17 protein-coding genes are annotated in these 15,282 nt (G+C 58.5%); 5 read left to right on the plus strand and 12 right to left on the minus strand.

The annotated features are described in order from the left end of the window. Window position 1: 1 nt before the first annotated feature. From GOX45_RS09680 to GOX45_RS09690, 3 genes are all read right to left on the minus strand, one after another. The gene (locus GOX45_RS09680; protein ID WP_171100312.1) at window positions 2-457 is read right to left on the minus strand and encodes a DUF1178 family protein; all 456 of its coding nucleotides are present in this window, start codon (window positions 455-457) and stop codon (window positions 2-4) included. Window positions 458-657: 200 nt separating this feature from the next. Continuing rightward, the gene (locus GOX45_RS09685; RefSeq protein ID WP_171100314.1) at window positions 658-1,407 is read right to left on the minus strand and encodes an EcsC family protein; all 750 of its coding nucleotides are present in this window, start codon (window positions 1,405-1,407) and stop codon (window positions 658-660) included. Between the two features lie 53 nt (window positions 1,408-1,460). After that, window positions 1,461-1,955 (minus strand): GNAT family N-acetyltransferase, encoded by a 495-nt coding sequence (locus GOX45_RS09690; protein ID WP_171100316.1) that lies wholly within the window; start codon window positions 1,953-1,955, stop codon window positions 1,461-1,463. A 72-nt stretch (window positions 1,956-2,027) separates the two neighbouring features. Here GOX45_RS09690 and GOX45_RS09695 point away from each other — a divergent pair, with 72 nt between their 5' ends. Beyond that, the gene (locus tag GOX45_RS09695; RefSeq protein WP_171100318.1) at window positions 2,028-2,633 is read left to right on the plus strand and encodes a flavin reductase family protein; all 606 of its coding nucleotides are present in this window, start codon (window positions 2,028-2,030) and stop codon (window positions 2,631-2,633) included. Between the two features lie 133 nt (window positions 2,634-2,766). On the opposite strand, the gene GOX45_RS09700 is transcribed toward GOX45_RS09695, so the two are convergent. After that, the gene (locus tag GOX45_RS09700; RefSeq protein ID WP_171100320.1) at window positions 2,767-4,401 is read right to left on the minus strand and encodes a SulP family inorganic anion transporter; all 1,635 of its coding nucleotides are present in this window, start codon (window positions 4,399-4,401) and stop codon (window positions 2,767-2,769) included. Between the two features lie 212 nt (window positions 4,402-4,613). Here GOX45_RS09700 and GOX45_RS09705 point away from each other — a divergent pair, with 212 nt between their 5' ends. Then, window positions 4,614-5,486 carry an S-methyl-5'-thioadenosine phosphorylase gene (locus tag GOX45_RS09705; RefSeq protein ID WP_171100323.1) on the plus strand — a complete coding sequence of 291 codons (873 nt, stop codon included), beginning with the start codon at window positions 4,614-4,616 and terminating at the stop codon, window positions 5,484-5,486. 10 nt (window positions 5,487-5,496) lie between these two features. Here GOX45_RS09705 and GOX45_RS09710 read toward each other — a convergent pair whose 3' ends face one another. Beyond that, a complete protein-coding gene (locus GOX45_RS09710) occupies window positions 5,497-6,363 on the minus strand; it encodes an alpha/beta hydrolase (protein WP_171100325.1) in 867 nt (288 codons plus the stop codon). Window positions 6,364-6,635: 272 nt separating this feature from the next. On the opposite strand from GOX45_RS09710, the gene GOX45_RS09715 reads away from it, so the two are divergent. Beyond that, on the plus strand, window positions 6,636-7,265 hold the full coding sequence (locus GOX45_RS09715) for a LysE family translocator (RefSeq protein ID WP_171100327.1): 630 nt from the start codon (window positions 6,636-6,638) through the stop codon (window positions 7,263-7,265). A gap of 6 nt (window positions 7,266-7,271) precedes the next feature. Here the strand turns inward: GOX45_RS09715 and GOX45_RS09720 are convergent, their stop codons facing one another. Continuing rightward, window positions 7,272-7,445, minus strand: coding sequence for a hypothetical protein (locus GOX45_RS09720; protein ID WP_171100329.1), 174 nt, complete (start codon window positions 7,443-7,445; stop codon window positions 7,272-7,274). Between the two features lie 320 nt (window positions 7,446-7,765). On the opposite strand from GOX45_RS09720, the gene GOX45_RS09725 reads away from it, so the two are divergent. Together GOX45_RS09725 and GOX45_RS09730 are read left to right on the plus strand one after the other, a co-directional pair. Continuing rightward, a complete protein-coding gene (locus GOX45_RS09725) occupies window positions 7,766-8,305 on the plus strand; it encodes an adenine phosphoribosyltransferase (protein WP_171100331.1) in 540 nt (179 codons plus the stop codon). Window positions 8,306-8,474: 169 nt separating this feature from the next. Further along, a complete protein-coding gene (locus GOX45_RS09730; RefSeq protein ID WP_171100333.1) occupies window positions 8,475-8,957 on the plus strand; it encodes a fasciclin domain-containing protein in 483 nt (160 codons plus the stop codon). Between the two features lie 36 nt (window positions 8,958-8,993). Here GOX45_RS09730 and GOX45_RS09735 read toward each other — a convergent pair whose 3' ends face one another. The 6 genes from GOX45_RS09735 to GOX45_RS09760 all read right to left on the minus strand — a co-directional run bounded on the left by GOX45_RS09735 (window position 8,994) and on the right by GOX45_RS09760 (window position 15,271). Continuing rightward, window positions 8,994-10,406, minus strand: coding sequence for an FAD-binding oxidoreductase (locus GOX45_RS09735; RefSeq protein WP_171100335.1), 1,413 nt, complete (start codon window positions 10,404-10,406; stop codon window positions 8,994-8,996). A 38-nt stretch (window positions 10,407-10,444) separates the two neighbouring features. Then, window positions 10,445-11,263, minus strand: a complete 819-nt coding sequence (locus GOX45_RS09740; RefSeq protein WP_171100337.1) for an MBL fold metallo-hydrolase — start codon at window positions 11,261-11,263, stop codon at window positions 10,445-10,447. A 102-nt stretch (window positions 11,264-11,365) separates the two neighbouring features. After that, window positions 11,366-11,950, minus strand: coding sequence for a GNAT family N-acetyltransferase (locus GOX45_RS09745; RefSeq protein ID WP_171100340.1), 585 nt, complete (start codon window positions 11,948-11,950; stop codon window positions 11,366-11,368). Beyond that, on the minus strand, window positions 11,950-13,212 hold the full coding sequence (locus GOX45_RS09750; RefSeq protein ID WP_171100342.1) for a pitrilysin family protein: 1,263 nt from the start codon (window positions 13,210-13,212) through the stop codon (window positions 11,950-11,952). Before GOX45_RS09750 ends, GOX45_RS09745 begins: the two co-directional genes overlap by 1 nt. Next, the gene (thrC, locus tag GOX45_RS09755; RefSeq protein ID WP_171100344.1) at window positions 13,209-14,597 is read right to left on the minus strand and encodes a threonine synthase; all 1,389 of its coding nucleotides are present in this window, start codon (window positions 14,595-14,597) and stop codon (window positions 13,209-13,211) included. Before thrC ends, GOX45_RS09750 begins: the two co-directional genes overlap by 4 nt. Next, on the minus strand, window positions 14,594-15,271 hold the full coding sequence (locus GOX45_RS09760) for an SURF1 family protein (RefSeq protein ID WP_171100346.1): 678 nt from the start codon (window positions 15,269-15,271) through the stop codon (window positions 14,594-14,596). Before GOX45_RS09760 ends, thrC begins: the two co-directional genes overlap by 4 nt. Window positions 15,272-15,282 lie beyond the last annotated feature (11 nt).

Genomic DNA, 15,282 nt, shown 5'->3' on the forward strand with positions numbered 1-15,282 from the left:
GCTAGTTGGTCTTTCGGCTGGGTACGAAGGGCAACGGCGCGACCGGCACGCCATCTTCGATCAGGGCACGTGCTTCTTCGGGTTTCGCCTCACCATAGATTGCGCGATCCGGGGCGTCACCCAGATGGATTTTGCGCGCTTCGCTCGCGAAGTCCTTGCCAACATAGTCCGAGTTTTCTTCGACTTTGCGGCGCAGCTCCGACAGGACTTCTTCGACATCTGGTGTCGCCGAAGTCATCTGAACCTGCTCAGGGGCCGATTTGCCTTTTGCATTGGCCGAGCTTGCGCGCCGCGCCGGGCGGACCCGCGGGGTCATGACCGCCTTTTCCACATGAGAAGATCCGCAGACACTGCAGGCAATCATCCCCGACGAAGCCAGCTTGTCATAGGCTTCCGCCGATTGAAACCAGCTGTCAAAGCTGTGACCTTCAGAACATTTCAAGGCGTATTGTATCATGGTCCGTCCAGATTAGCAGGATGACGAATAGATACCGAGCAAACCGTTAAGATCAAGTCATTCCTGTGGTAAATTGCTGTCTTGCAGACGAAACCCGCGTAAAAGTGAAGCGCTGAGCCAAAAGCTGGGCTAACGCCACGGACTTAAGCGTTCTGGGCGCCAGACGACAAGGTTTCGATCGTTTGCGGCGTATGACAAGTTTAGCGCAGCATCCGGTTCGAAAGCCGGGATACCAATTCCTCGTGCGGGATATCGGCATCGACAGCCAGCCTACGCAGGCCGAAATGCACGCGGGCTACCTGCTGATAATAGCGTGTGTAGACATAGTTCGTACCACCACCCGCCAAAGCGCCCAGTACAGGCACTGATTGCGCAGCCAGTTTCTGACCCAGCACCACGGATAGTTTAGGTGCAACCGCCGCGATCAACCGCTGCATGGTCGGGCCACTCAAAGTCAGGCGTGCAGAAAAGAATCCCGCATCGGCACCGTCATCATGTGCCAAAGGCCCCGCTGCCGACAGAACTCGGATACAGTCAAATTTCACCCCCTGTTCTGAGGGATCAAATCCTTCACGCGCCGCCGCGCCCTGGATCGAGCGCAACAGCATTGCCGTGGTTGCAGGAAGCTCCATCAACGAGGTCGAAACCCCGCCAAACCCACCAGCGGCGCCCATGGCCGTCGTGACGGCAGTATTGACCCAAGGCGTCTGATCCGGTACCGCCCGGCGCGAGCTTTCGGCTGCATGCATCGCAATCCAAAGCGCAGATTCGGTTGCCCCATTCAGGCCCGCCTGAACCGGTTCGGGCAATTGCGACAACAGAGATTCAGCGGAGCCGCCCAGCCTATTCAGTAGTTTGACACCTGCCCCACCGGCAGATTGATAGCACGCCGCCAACCGATCCAATTCAGCCTCGGCATCGATCTCGTGCACCAGCACCACGTTTTGCATCCGGACCCTCCTGTACAGAAGATGTCGGGATTGTGATCAAGGATTTCAATAGGTCAGCGGGTCCAGCGGGTGACCGCGCCGCGCAATCCGGTCCACCCGCCCGGCACAAGCTCGGCCCCCAAAACGCGGTCCGGGTTGGTCGGCGGCGGCATCTCTACCCCGCGCAGTTTCGAAAAGCCGAACCGCTGGTAATAGGGCGCATCACCCACAAGCATGACGCGCTGCCAGCCTTGCCCGCGACCGGCCTCCAACCCGTGATGGATCAGATAACCGCCCAAGCCCTCGCCCTGATGGGTCGGGTGAACGGCCACCGGCCCCAACAGCAAAGCATCCTTGTCATGCACATGAACCGGCCAAAAGCGGATCGCACCCGCCAAAATGCCCTGCCCGTCCCGCGCCACCAGTGACAGCCCGGACACAGGCGGCACATCATCGCGCAGACGATAGGAAGAAAGCGCCTCGCGCCCCGGTGCAAAACACAGGTCATAAAGCGCCTCGACCTCCCACCAATCCTCCGGCTCTTCCGGCCTGATTTCGAACTGCTGCACGCTGGCCCTCTTTTCCTTGCTGGCAATCGCCCTAGCACTTCGGTACGCCTTGGGCAAACGCTAGGAGACACCATGTTCTATCGCCCCGAAGACGGCCACGGCCTGCCGCACAATCCGTTCAACGCCATCATCACGCCGCGGCCCATCGGCTGGATTTCGACACGGGATGCGAATGGGATCAACAACCTGGCGCCGTATTCTTTCTTCAACGGCGTCGCCTATACCCCGCCGCAGGTGATGTTCGCCACCACCAGCGGCAAGCATGATCAAGAGAACGGAAAGGACAGCGTTTCCAATATCGAAGCCACCGGAGTTTTCTGCGTCAACATCGTGGCCTATGCGCATCGGGTTGCGATGAATGCAAGTTCGGCCGGGCTGGACAAGCATGTAGACGAGTTCGAACACGCCGGGATAGCAACCGCCGAATGCGAAACCATCAACTGCGCGCGGGTCGCTGATGCGCCAGCGGCACTTGAATGTAAACTGACGCAAATCGTGACGCTACCCGGCGAAGCCAACCGGGTGGTGTTCGGCGAGGTGACAGGTGTTCACATGCAAGACGATCATATCAAAGAGGGCAAGTTCGACGTGACCTCATTCAAACCGCTGGCGCGGCTAGGATACCGTGATTATTCGGTGGTCACCGATTTGTTCAGCCTGTCCCGCCCAGATGATTGATCCGGCCAGGGGCTCTGCCCCAGCCGCGCTGCGCGCGCCTCCCCCGGGATATTTTCAGCCAGATGAAGCAGGTGATCCATTATTCATCTGGCACCAAATAACCCGGAGCGCGCGGCAGAGCCTCGCAAATGGGTTAATGACCACCAAGAATGCCGGTTCGTACTGAATAATCCACGACCAGGCCGTAATCCGGATCATCATCGCTGTCGACCATCAGATGCCCCGCCTTGTTCAGCAGCCTGTGGCAATCCCGACTCAGGTGGCGCAGCATCAGGCGTTTGCCCGCAGCCTCGTATTTTGCAGCGACATTTTCGATCGCCTGCAGTGCCGATTGGTCGACCACACGGCTGTCAGCAAAATCCAAGATCACCGTCTCAGGATCATTGGCGATATCGAAGATCTCGACAAACCCGTCTGATGAACCAAAGAACAGCGGGCCCTGAATCTCATACACCTTCGCACCCTCTTCCGTCAGTGAATCGCGCGTGACTGCATGGATGCGTTTGGCGTTGTTCCAGGCATAGGCCAGCGCCGAGACGATCACGCCCACAACAACCGCTACCGCCAAGTCTTCCATCACGGTCACGACAGTGACCAGGATGATCACAAACGCGTCCATCAGCGGAACCTTGAGCAGGATCTTGAACGAGTTCCACGCGAAGGTCCCGATCACCACCATGAACATCACGCCCACAAGCGCGGCCAGCGGGATTTGCTCGATCAAGGGGGAGCCTACGAGGATGAACAACAGCAGGAACAGCGCCGCCGCGATGCCCGCAATTCGCGTGCGCCCGCCGGATTTGACGTTGATCATCGACTGGCCGATCATGGCGCAACCGCCCATACCGCCAAAGAAACCAGTCACAACATTCGCCGCGCCCTGCGCAATACATTCCTGCGAGGCACCGCCGCGTTTGCCGGTGATCTCACCGACGAGGTTCAGGGTCAGCAGTGATTCAATCAGGCCGATGGCGGCCAGAATGACGGCGTAGGGCAGGATGATCTCGAAGGTTTCCCAGGTCAGCGGCACCATCGGAATATGGAAGGCCGGCAAGCCACCCTCGATTGAGGCCAGATCGCCCACGCGCGGCACATCCAGACCCATGCCGATCACGATCGCCGCCACGACAACTATTCCGGCCAAGGGTGCGGGAATGATCCGTGTGACGCGTGGCATGACCCAAATAACCGCCATGGTCAGCGCCACGAGCCCCAGCATTGTATATAGCTGCATCCCCGCCAGCCATTCTCCGCCGCCGACGCCGTGGCCGGTGTTCTCCATCGTGCCGGGCACCTTGAACTGCCCAAGCTGCGCCAAGAAAATCACGATGGCCAGACCGTTCACAAAACCCAGCATCACAGGGTGAGGAACCAGTCGGATAAAGCGGCCCCAATGCATCGCCCCTGCGATCACCTGCAAAATGCCCATCAAGACAACTGTCGCGAACAGGTATTCCACTCCATGTTCTGCGACCAATGCCACCATGACCACAGCCAAAGCCCCGGTTGCGCCCGAGATCATGCCCGGCCGTCCACCAATCAGCGCCGTGATCAGGCCCACAAGGAACGCCGCATAGAGCCCCACCAACGGATGCACGCCAGCAACAAAGGCAAAAGCCACCGCCTCGGGCACCAACGCCAGGGCAACAGTCAGTCCCGACAAAAGTTCGACCCGTAGGCGCGACGGCGTCAGACCTTCGTCCGGAGACCAGCGCAAATCGGGTATGGCGACATGTTTGGCAAAGCTTGCCAGTATGGCTCGGGGCATAGAACGGTCCTGTGGCTTGGGTCTTTTCGCGCGAAAGGGGCTTTCTAGCCGCAACTTTGCACAAGAGCCACAGCGCCTGGTGGGATGCGGATATGCAAACGGCGCATAGCAGAGATTCCAAAAACGCCTTCTTTTTGCACATCCGTGCCTCTTGCCAAACAACGTTGCAAGCCGCAAAAATTCAGAGAAATCAATCCGCATGGAGAAGATCATTGACCCAGACGAAAATCGCCGTCATCGGCGGATCCGGTATCTATGACATCGATGGGCTGGAAGGGGCTGAATGGGTCACCGTGAAAACCCCTTGGGGCGAACCGTCAGATCAGATCCTGACCGGAACACTGGAAGGGGTCGGTATGGCCTTTCTGCCGCGCCATGGTCGTGGTCATGTACACTCGCCCACCGATGTTCCTTATCGCGCCAATATTGACGCGTTGAAACGGTTGGGCGTGACGGATGTCATCTCGGTCTCGGCCTGCGGGTCGTTCCGTGAACAGATGGCGCCAGGCGACTTTGTGATTGTCGATCAGTTCATCGACCGCACTTTTGCCCGCGAGAAAAGCTTTTTCGGCACGGGCTGCGTTGCCCATGTCAGTGTGGCCCATCCAACCTGCCCGCGCCTGTCTGATGCCTGCGAGACGGCGGGCAAAGCTGCGGGCATCACCATTCACCGTGGTGGCACCTATCTGGCGATGGAAGGGCCGCAGTTTTCCAGCCTAGCGGAATCCAAGATGTATCGCGAGCAGTGGGGATGTGATGTGATCGGCATGACCAATATGCCCGAAGCCAAGCTCGCCCGCGAGGCCGAGCTGTGCTACGCCTCGATCGCGATGGTAACGGATTACGACAGCTGGCATCCCGACCATGGCGAGGTCGACGTGACCACAATTGTGGCCACCCTGACCGGAAACGCCGAGAAAGGTCGGGCTTTGGTCAAAGGACTGCCAGCACTCTTAGGGGCTGACCGCGCACCCTGCCCCCATGGCTGCGACCGCGCACTGGAATACGCCATCCTCACGGCGCCGGAAAAACGCGATCCTGCGCTCTTGGCCAAGTTGGATGCGGTTGCCGGGCGTATCCTGTGATCTTGCAGGTTCAGGGCGCCGTCAGGCGCGCCTGAACCTGATCCCACAGGCCAAAAGACCACAGATCGTTGTGATGCCCTTCAGGGGTCAGGAACAACTCGGCATTGCCGTTCGACAAATCCGCCAAGGCTTTGCCATGATGGACCGGGACAGTTTCATCCAATTCGCCATGAAAGATCAGCGTTGGCACTGTGATGTCACCGATGATGTCGCGGGTTGCGAATTGGTCTTTCATCAGCAAAGAGACAGGCAGAAGCGGATAACGTTCGCCAGCTACATCAACAGTCGCCGTGAACGGTGCCTCAAGCACCAACAGCGCCGCGTCCGGCCGTTCCGCAGCCACAGCTGCGGCAACACCGGTACCAAGGCTTTGCCCATGCAAGACAATTGATGACGCTTGCGCGGCCAGCCGGTCATAAAGCTGCAAACCGTCGCTGATCAAGGCCGCCTCGGACGGCGCCCCCTCGCTGCCGGGAAAGCCGCGATAACTGGGGGCGAGGATGCCATAGCCGGAGTTCAGGATTTCGTTCAACCTGTCTGCGCGGTCGCCGAGGCTCCCGCTTTGACCGTGAAAGAAGAGAACCGTCGGCGCGCCCTCCAATACAGGCGCGGCTGACCAAACCGTCAGTTCTGTCCCGTCGGCCATGGCAATACGTTCGACTTGGACATCCGCGAGCCCGACCGAGGCGGGATCAGGCAAGTCTTCGCCCGCTTTGAACAGGATTTGCCGCTGGTTGAAATACATATACCCCAGAATGGTCGCGTATATCAGAACGAGCAGAACCAGAGCACTTCCGACAAGGCGTTTCACCCCAGCAATGCGATGGGCACGGTTTTGCTTGGTCGACGCCGTGCTCAAATTCTCAGCCTGTGCCATTTGACGCTCCGAATATTGATCTGCCCCTCAAGACTGGGGATTTCCGACGCTGTTTCAAGCCGAATGAGTGCGGCTTAACGTGGTCTTCATGTTGCAACCATCTTGCAAACGAAAAACCGGAGCTGGTTGGAAGGGTCAGACCGACCTACGCCGGTGCGGTTTCTTTCAACGCGATGTGTCGTACGACCTGGCTTTGCGCGGAACGATACGTGAATAGCTTGACGGCTTACAGGTTTGCAGGCTTCCTGTCTCAAAATAGAACAGGATCCTCCATGAGTTTTGATCTTTGGTTGGCCTTTGTCGCCGCATCGACCGCCCTTTTGCTCATCCCCGGCCCGACTGTGCTGTTGGTGCTCAGCTATGCTTTGTCCAAGGGTCGGAGTGTCGCCGTGGCTTCGGCAACGGGGGTGGCGGTCGGAGATCTCGTCGCCATGACCGCGTCTTTGTTAGGGTTGGGGGCGCTGGTTTTGGCGTCGGCCACATTGTTTTCGGTCTTGAAATGGGTCGGGGCCGCCTACCTGATCTGGCTGGGTATCAAGCTGTTGCGCAGTGCCCCATCGGGCGGGTTGACGACGGTGGAAACGGATCGAGACGTCTCAGCCCGCAGCGTGTTTGGGCACGCAGCGGCGGTGACAGCGCTGAACCCGAAATCCATTGCATTCTTCATTGCCTTTGTACCCCAATTCCTGCGCCCTGCTGATCCCTTGGGGCCTCAGTTCGCCATCCTGATCGCAACATTCGTCGGCTTGGCCTGGTTGAACGCCTTGGCATATGCTTTGCTGGCTGACCGTTTGCGCCGATTGATCGGACGTGAAAGCGTGATTACCGCGATGACACGGTTTGGCGGGTTGACCCTGATTGGAATGGGATTGGCCACGGCGGTACTGCGCCGCCCGGCCTGATGGTACTTAGCTGTCGGCGTTTTCTTTCATAAATCCGCGAATAAACCGACGGATTTCACGCGCCGCTGATGTGTCCAATTCTTTGCACAGCTCAACAAATGCGTCGCGTTCATCCTTGTCCAGACGCAAGACCAACTGGCTGTTTTTCTTGGTGGACCCTTTGCCGTCTTTCTTCGCCACTAGCGTTGACCCCGTCTAAACTTGATTCTTTTAGCGATGCATTGTATATACGCAGCATAGAGTTTGTCGTTATCGGGCACCTAACAATAAAAACAGGACTGACGCAATGAATCTTCATGTGGCTCAAGCATTTCTTTTGAAAGATCAGCGCAATTGGCGCAAACCCCATCTGTCTTGGCTTCCTGCCAACCTATATCGCTATTACGGCCTGCCAAGCATCATGATCCGACGTCGCAAATAGGCCCGGCGCAAACTTTCCTTGCAAGACTTTCTGTGATGGGCCAAACACTTCTGCGTGCCTGATGCCAAGGGGGTGGCCCATGCCTAAGACAAAATCCGTCAAGGACTACGTTCGAACCATCGTCGATTTCCCACATGAGGGGATCATGTTCCGAGACGTGACGACGTTGTTTGCAGATCCGCGCGGGTTTCGCATGGCAATCGATCAGATGCTGCACCCTTACGCCGGAGAGCAGATCGACAAGGTTGTCGGCCTTGAGGCGCGGGGCTTTATCCTGGGCGGTGCCATTGCCCACCAGTTGAGCGTTGGTTTTGTGCCCATCCGCAAGAAAGGCAAGTTGCCGGGCACCACCATCAGCCAGGACTATAAGCTTGAATACGGTGAGGCGATTGTCGAGATTCACGACGATGCCATTCAACCTGGTGAAAAGATCCTTGTGGTCGACGATCTGCTGGCCACGGGGGGCACGGCCGCGGCGGGGATCAAGCTGATCGAACGGTTGGGTGGCGAGATTGTGTCTTGCGCCTTTATCATCGACCTTCCCGAGTTGGGCGGTCGCAAAGTGCTGGAAGAGATGGGCATGGATGTCCACGTTTTGTGTGAATTCGAAGGCCTTTGAGCGGCTCGTGATCACGTTTTTGTGATTGGAAAGAGAAACCATCCTTGGCTTAGCGCGCGCCGCGCGCGCTTCAAGAGCGACTGGCCAACAGTTTTGGTGATCTCTTCGTGACCCTGCCCCGTACCCTTGTCGATGCCACATTGGGCATTTTCAACAAGGGAAGTCCAAAATGTTTCGTAAACTCGCAGTCGCAAGCGCAGCCACCATCCTGCTCAGCACCACAGTCTTTGCTGGTAGCAACAAAAAAGACATCGTCGATACAGCGGTCAACGCTGGCACCTTCGAAACGCTGGTCGCAGCTGTTCAAGCCGCTGAATTGGTGGATACGCTGAAAGGCGAAGGCCCGTTCACCGTATTTGCACCCACGGATGAGGCCTTTGCGGCTCTGCCCGAAGGCACTGTCGAAAACCTGCTCAAGCCCGAGAACAAGGATCAACTGGTCGCGATCCTGACCTATCACGTGGTCCCGGGCAAAGTGATGTCAGGTGATCTGTCGGACGACATGACAGCCGCAACTGTACAGGGCGGTGACATCACAATCGATCTGGACAGTGGTGTGATGATCAATGACGCCAACGTTGTTCAGGCGGATATCGAGGCGGATAACGGCGTGATCCACGTGATCGACAAAGTCATCCTGCCGGCCACCTGATCTGGCACCTGGTTGCGGTCCCAACCGGGGCCGCGACTATTCCGACAGAACGGCGCCGGGGTTCATGATCCCCATAGGATCCAACGCAGCCTTGATCGCACGCATCGCCTGCAGTTTTACGGGATCGCCATAGCGCTGCAGATCACCGGTCTTCAGCCGACCCACACCGTGTTCGGCACTGACCGAGCCGTTGAAGAGGTGCACCAGATCATGCACGGCGCGCTTCACGTCACCACGGATTTCATCAAATTCAGCCTTGCTCCGCCCCTTTGGTGGGAACACGTTATAGTGCAGATTACCGTCACCCAGATGTCCGAAACAGTTGATGCGGAAATCTCCCAACGCGGCGATTACCTCGGCCCCCTGCTGGATGAACGCAGGAATCTCTGAGATAGGAACCGAGATGTCGTGGCTCGAAACAGACCCGATCAAGCGGTTGGCCTCGGGGATATGTTCGCGCACCGACCACAGCTGATCCTGCTGCTCTTTGTTCTGCGCAATCACACCATCGCTGACCAACCCTTTGGCCTCGGCATTCTGAAAAAGCTCTGCGATCACATCCGAAGGGGACAATCCTTCTGGCAGCCCCAGTTCAAGTAACACGCTCCAGAGCGGGGCCGTCTGAAACGGCTGGCGCACATCCGGCAAAACCTCGGCCAGAAAGTCCAAACCCTGTTGGTGGATCAGTTCGAACGAGGTCACGCAATCGCCGACCCTGTCACGTACCAATGCCAAAAGATCTATCGCCGCAGCAGGAGACGCGACCTGCAGCATCGCCGTGCCAACACCTGCGGGTTGTGGGAAAAGCTTCAGCGCCGCAGCGGTGATGATCCCCAACGTCCCTTCCGCCCCAATCAACAAATTGCGCAGGTCATAGCCGGAATTGTCCTTGCGCAACCTACTCAGCCCATGCCAGATCTCACCATTGGGCAACACCGCCTCCAGCCCCAGGCACAGATCGCGGGCATTGCCATAGCGCAGCACATTGACCCCGCCCGCATTGGTCGCCAGATTGCCTCCGATCCGGCACGAGCCTTGCGATGCAAGGGCCAGCGGGAACAACCGCTGCGCGTCTTCTGCCGCGCCCTGTACATCCGACAGAATGGCACCGGCCTCGGCAATCAGCACGTTTTCGTCGGCGTAGACTGCCCGAATCGCCGCCATACGTTCCAGCGAAATCACAAGCGGTGCTGGCCCTTCCGGCATCACTTGCCCGCCAACCAGGCCGGTCCCACCGCCATAGGGTAGAACGGGCACGCGCGCCTCTGCTGCCATACGAACAAGAGTTGATACCTCTTCAACGCTGCGCGGCAATGCCACGGCACCTGCATGGCCGGAAAACCGGCCACGCGGCTCGTCAAGATAGCGGGGTTCAATCGGGCGCAGCACATCGGGCAAAACCTGGCGCACCCGCGCGCAAAACGGCTCATCTACGGGGTTCAACAACATGCTGCCTCTTTGCCCAAGACACGGCTGTGCAGCAAGACCTATTCCAGATCGATCAGATATTGCGGTTCAAGCACAACGACCGTTGGCCTGTCCGGCAAGCTGCGCAACGACACCACAAGTTCTGACGCACCGGACCGCTCAACAGGAAAATCCTCGCGGATCTCCACCAGGAACCGGTCCAGCGAAAAGCTCGAAAACCAGTGCATCGGAATGATGACCGAGCTTTTCAGCCGCCGCAGCACCGTCACCATCTCGGGCAAGGGCATGGTCGTGCCACCATCGACCGCGGCCATGACCACATCCAGACGCCCAAGCGCTGCAAATTGCTCATCCGACGGCACGTGATGCAGATGCCCCAGATGCCCGATACACAGACCTTCAACCTCGAACACGAAAATCGAATTGCCGCGCTCTTCAACGCCACCATAGCTTGATCTGATATCGGTCGAGACATTGCGCACCAGCATCTCGCCCAGATCCAGGTAATGATCGATGCCCTGCCCAAACTCGCCCCATCCCGGTAGGACATGCGGGATGGCCGGATCGGGATTGGCGGTCCAATGGGTGCTGTGGGCGTGGTTCATTGTCACCACATCCGGAATCAGATCCGCGCCACCGATAAAGCCTGTGAAATCGGTGACTGCGTTCAATCCGCCCTGCGTCTGAATCAGAAAAGACGCATGAGCAACATAGCTGATCCGCACCGAAAATTCCGGCACGGGGTCTGTCCAGGCCGCCTTGTGAATGTATTCAATCCCCGGCGCGGCATCAGCGATGGCAATGCAATGGCTCGGTCGCCGTTCCTGCGCCGAAGCCCCGCCCGATATCAACATCAATGCCACAACCAACCAGCGCATGATCAGAGTGTAGCGCAGAATCCCCGCAAGTCATGTCCCTTGTTCATCTGGCCAAAAATATACAAACGGAAGTCGCGGCCCGCCGCGACGGGGCAAAGCCCCCTAGCCCGCATCCGTCCGACCCCGACGGTCGGACCGAAGGCTTGCATAGAGCACATGGGTGCGCCAGCGGCCATTGATCTGCAAATACGACTGCGCAACGCCCTCGTATTTGAAGCCCGAACTTTCCAACAATCCGCGAGAGGCCTTGTTTTCAGGCAGACACGCCGCCTCGACCCGGCTCAGGTCCAGGCGGGTAAACGCGTGATGCACCACTGCGCCAATGGCTTCGCGCATATATCCCTGGCGCGCATAGGTCTGCCCTGTCCAATAGCCCAGAGTGCCCGCCTGCGCTGGCCCCCGCCGGATATTGTCCAGCGTGATCGCTCCCAACAACACATTGTCGCTGCGCCGAAACAGAAATAACGGGATCGCTGTCCCGCTCGCCACAGATCGCTGCGCCCAATAGACCCGGTTGGTAAAGGATTTACGGCTCAGATGATCCTTGGCCCAAACCGGCTCCCACGGCACCAGATAATCCTTTGAGCTGCGGCGAAGCGCGGCCCAGTCGTTGAAATCCGAGTGAATGGGCGGGCGCAAGCTCAGGCGCTCGGTTTCGAGTTTCAGCTTGCGTCGGCCCAGAAGCATCACGCCGCGCGCCTCTCCTGCAAGTCCGCCAGTGAAGGAGCGCCCGAGATCGGACCGTAAAGCGCCAGCGCCGCTGGGGCTTGGGCTGCCATGACCTCGGCAAAGCTGCGTACATTATCGGTACTCACCGCGTCTATTTTGGCCACGGTGTCCTCAAGCGACGGGACTCGCCCCCAGATCTGCACCAGTCGCGCCAGCCGTTCGGCCCGGTTCGACGGGCTTTCAAGCCCCATCAACATTCCCGCCTTCATCTGAGCGCGCGCCCGCGCGACCTCTTGGGCGCTCATGTCATCGGCTGCGCGTTTCATCTCATCAATGGTGATCGTCGCCAATTCTGCCACCTGATCGGCGGATGTTCCCGCATAGATCGTGGTGGTTCCGGTATCGGCATAAGCTCCGGTCTGCGCAAAAATCGTATAGCAAAGCCCCCGGCTTTCACGCACTTCCTGAAACAAGCGCGAGGACATTCCGCCACCGAAGGCTGTCGAATAGATCTGCGCCGTATAGATCCCGTCATCGCGATATCCCGGGCTCTCAAGCGCTAGCGCAAAATGCGCCTGTTCCAGATCCTTTTCCTGCCGTGCTTCGCCGCCAGTAAAACGAGCGGTTTCAGCGATCAAACCTTTCCGAGGCTTTAGATGGCCAAACATTTCTTCGGCCATCGCCATCAGCGCATCATGATCCACCGCTCCGGCGGCAGACAGGATCATCTGCTCGGGCCCGTAGTGCTCTGCCACAAAGCCTGACAAATCCTCGCGCGAAAACGCGCTGACCCGCTCGGACGGGCCCAAAATGGTGCGTCCTAAGGGTTGATCGTGATAGCTCTGCTCTTGCAGCCAGTCAAAGATCACATCGTCGGGCGTGTCATAGGCCTGACCGATCTCCTGCAGGATCACGCCACGCTCAACCTCGATCTCGCGCGGGTCAAAGACCGGGTTCAACACGATATCGCCGATCACATCCATGGCCAGCGCCACATCGTCCTTCAGAACGCGCGCATAATAGGCGGTCACCTCGCGTGAGGTATAGGCGTTGATATAGCCGCCCACATCCTCGATCGCCTCAGCGATTTGCAGAGCCGAGCGCCGCTCGGTTCCCTTGAACGCCATATGCTCAAGGAAATGGGCGATCCCGTTCTGCTCGATCCTCTCATGCCGTCCCCCGGCGGTCACCCAGATGCCGATGGCTGCCGATTGCAGCCCCGGCATATGTTCACTGACGATCCGAAAGCCGTTCTTCAATTGGTCTTGCCTGACAGTCACTCAGCGATATGCCTTCTGATATGATCCTCAAGGGTGCCCAGATCATTGGCGATGCGGGTCACCCGTTCCGGACGTTCATACAGATCAGACATGCGGGAGGGAAGAGGCGGATGCACACCGCTCGCCTTCTCGACCGCCGCCGGGAATTTCGCCGGGTGCGCTGTGGCCAGCGTGATCATCGGGACATCCGCCCTGCGCTGTTCTTCGGCAACCTTGATACCCACTGCGGTATGCGGGCAAACCAGTTCCGCGCTGTTGGCCAGCGTGTGCTTGATGGTCGCCAGCGTCTCGTCCTCGGACACGCGGCCCGAGTCAAAGCTTTCGCCCAGTGCCTGCATCGCGCCTTGGCTCACGTTGAAGCCACCGGACTTCAGCTCATCCATCAACTGCGCAACAGCGCTGCCATCCTCACCATAGGCATAATACAGCGCACGTTCGAAATTCGAGCTGACCTGAATATCCATCGACGGGCTGATCGACGGGATCGTGTCACCTTTGAAATAACCCTCGCCCGACAGGCACCGGTGCAGAATGTCATTTTGATTGGTAGCCACCACCAAACGCTCGATGGGCAGCCCCATACGTTTGGCCAGATAGCCTGCGAAGATATCTCCGAAATTGCCCGTAGGCACGGTAAAGCTGACCTTGCGATGCGGTGCGCCCAGGCTAACCGCCGCCGAGAAATAATACACGATCTGCGCCAATACGCGGGCAAAGTTGATCGAGTTCACACCCGCCAGTTTCACCTCATCCCGGAAATCAAAATCGTTAAACATGTCTTTCAGCGCAGCCTGGCAATCGTCAAAATCGCCATCCACAGCCAAAGCGTGCACATTGGAGTCCGCAGGCGTTGTCATCTGACGACGCTGCACCTCGGACACGCGGCCATGCGGGTAAAGAATGAACACATCCACCGCATCCAGCCCCCGAAAGGCCTCGATCGCCGCTGATCCCGTATCGCCGCTGGTCGCGCCCACAATGGTTACTCGGTCGCCGCGCCGCTTCAGCGCCACCTGAAACAGCTGGCCGATCAGCTGCATTGCGAAATCTTTGAAGGCCAGTGTCGGCCCGTGGAACAGCTCCAACAAGAAATGGTTCTCGTTCTGCTGCTTCAACGGCGCGCGCGCATCATGACCGAAGACTTGATAGGCCCGTGCAATGATTTCCTTAAACTCATCTTCCCCGAACGAGCCGCTGACATAGGGCCACATCACCCGAAATGCGATCTCTTCATAGGGCAGACCGGCCAAAGCCGCGATCTCGTCCTGGCGCATCACCGGGATCTCAGCTGGCAGGTACAAGCCGCCATCACGGGCCAGACCGGTCAGCATCGCTTCTTCAAATGTCAGTTCGGGCGCCTGCCCACGGGTCGAGATGTATTTCATAGCGCGTTACTCTCAGAATTGGCGCGACTGCGCCACAGGAAGTATCCGGTCATCGCGGCCCAAACCAGGGCCAGCCCAAACCAGGTGATTGCATATTGCAGGTGATCATTGGGGATACCGGCCGTGTCCACGGGCAGAGGGATCACGCCCGGATCGGTCTCAGATCGAGCGATCAGCAGCACCGGCTCGGTCCCCATTGCTGCGGCCAATGCGGGCACGTCGCGGGCGAACCAGATGTTGCCTTCAATATCCGCGTCCGGCGTGTAGCTGTCGATCTCATTCGGCCAGTGCAGATTGCCGGTGACCTCCATCGTTCCAACCAGACGCGCCGTGTCCTTGGCGGTGGTTGGGACAAAGCCACGATCCACCAAAACGGTGCGGTCGCCACTACGGAAAGGAGCGACGATTCGATACCCCGGACCGACCTGCTTGACCGAGACCAGCACATGCACCTCGCCCGGCAGCATCTCACCGGTCAGGGCAACAGGAAGGTAACGGTCCCGTACAGGCTGTGGCGCTTCGGGCAGGCCAACTGGGTTGCCGGATATGCGCGCTTCGATCTCGGCCAGAATGCCTTGCTTCCAGGCCAGCCGTTGCACCTGCCAAACGCCCAGCGACAGCAGAATGCCCAGACCGGTCAGTCCGAAGATCAGCAAGAACAGAAGGCGGCGCATTCGAAGACCAT

It is taken from the genome of Ruegeria sp. HKCCD7255 (assembly GCF_013031565.1).
Taxonomy (GTDB): Bacteria; Pseudomonadota; Alphaproteobacteria; order Rhodobacterales; family Rhodobacteraceae; genus Ruegeria.

Coding starts and splice junctions, on each gene's coding strand:
- GOX45_RS09680 (WP_171100312.1), bottom strand. CDS start 457: ATGATACAATACGCCTTGAAATGTTCTGAAGGTCACAGCTTTGACAGC.
- GOX45_RS09685 (WP_171100314.1), bottom strand. CDS start 1,407: ATGCAAAACGTGGTGCTGGTGCACGAGATCGATGCCGAGGCTGAATTG.
- GOX45_RS09695 (WP_171100318.1), top strand. CDS start 2,028: ATGTTCTATCGCCCCGAAGACGGCCACGGCCTGCCGCACAATCCGTTC.
- GOX45_RS09700 (WP_171100320.1), bottom strand. CDS start 4,401: ATGCCCCGAGCCATACTGGCAAGCTTTGCCAAACATGTCGCCATACCC.
- GOX45_RS09710 (WP_171100325.1), bottom strand. CDS start 6,363: ATGGCACAGGCTGAGAATTTGAGCACGGCGTCGACCAAGCAAAACCGT.
- GOX45_RS09715 (WP_171100327.1), top strand. CDS start 6,636: ATGAGTTTTGATCTTTGGTTGGCCTTTGTCGCCGCATCGACCGCCCTT.
- GOX45_RS09725 (WP_171100331.1), top strand. CDS start 7,766: ATGCCTAAGACAAAATCCGTCAAGGACTACGTTCGAACCATCGTCGAT.
- GOX45_RS09730 (WP_171100333.1), top strand. CDS start 8,475: ATGTTTCGTAAACTCGCAGTCGCAAGCGCAGCCACCATCCTGCTCAGC.
- GOX45_RS09735 (WP_171100335.1), bottom strand. CDS start 10,406: ATGTTGTTGAACCCCGTAGATGAGCCGTTTTGCGCGCGGGTGCGCCAG.
- GOX45_RS09740 (WP_171100337.1), bottom strand. CDS start 11,263: ATGCGCTGGTTGGTTGTGGCATTGATGTTGATATCGGGCGGGGCTTCG.
- GOX45_RS09745 (WP_171100340.1), bottom strand. CDS start 11,950: ATGCTTCTGGGCCGACGCAAGCTGAAACTCGAAACCGAGCGCCTGAGC.
- thrC (WP_171100344.1), bottom strand. CDS start 14,597: ATGAAATACATCTCGACCCGTGGGCAGGCGCCCGAACTGACATTTGAA.
- GOX45_RS09760 (WP_171100346.1), bottom strand. CDS start 15,271: ATGCGCCGCCTTCTGTTCTTGCTGATCTTCGGACTGACCGGTCTGGGC.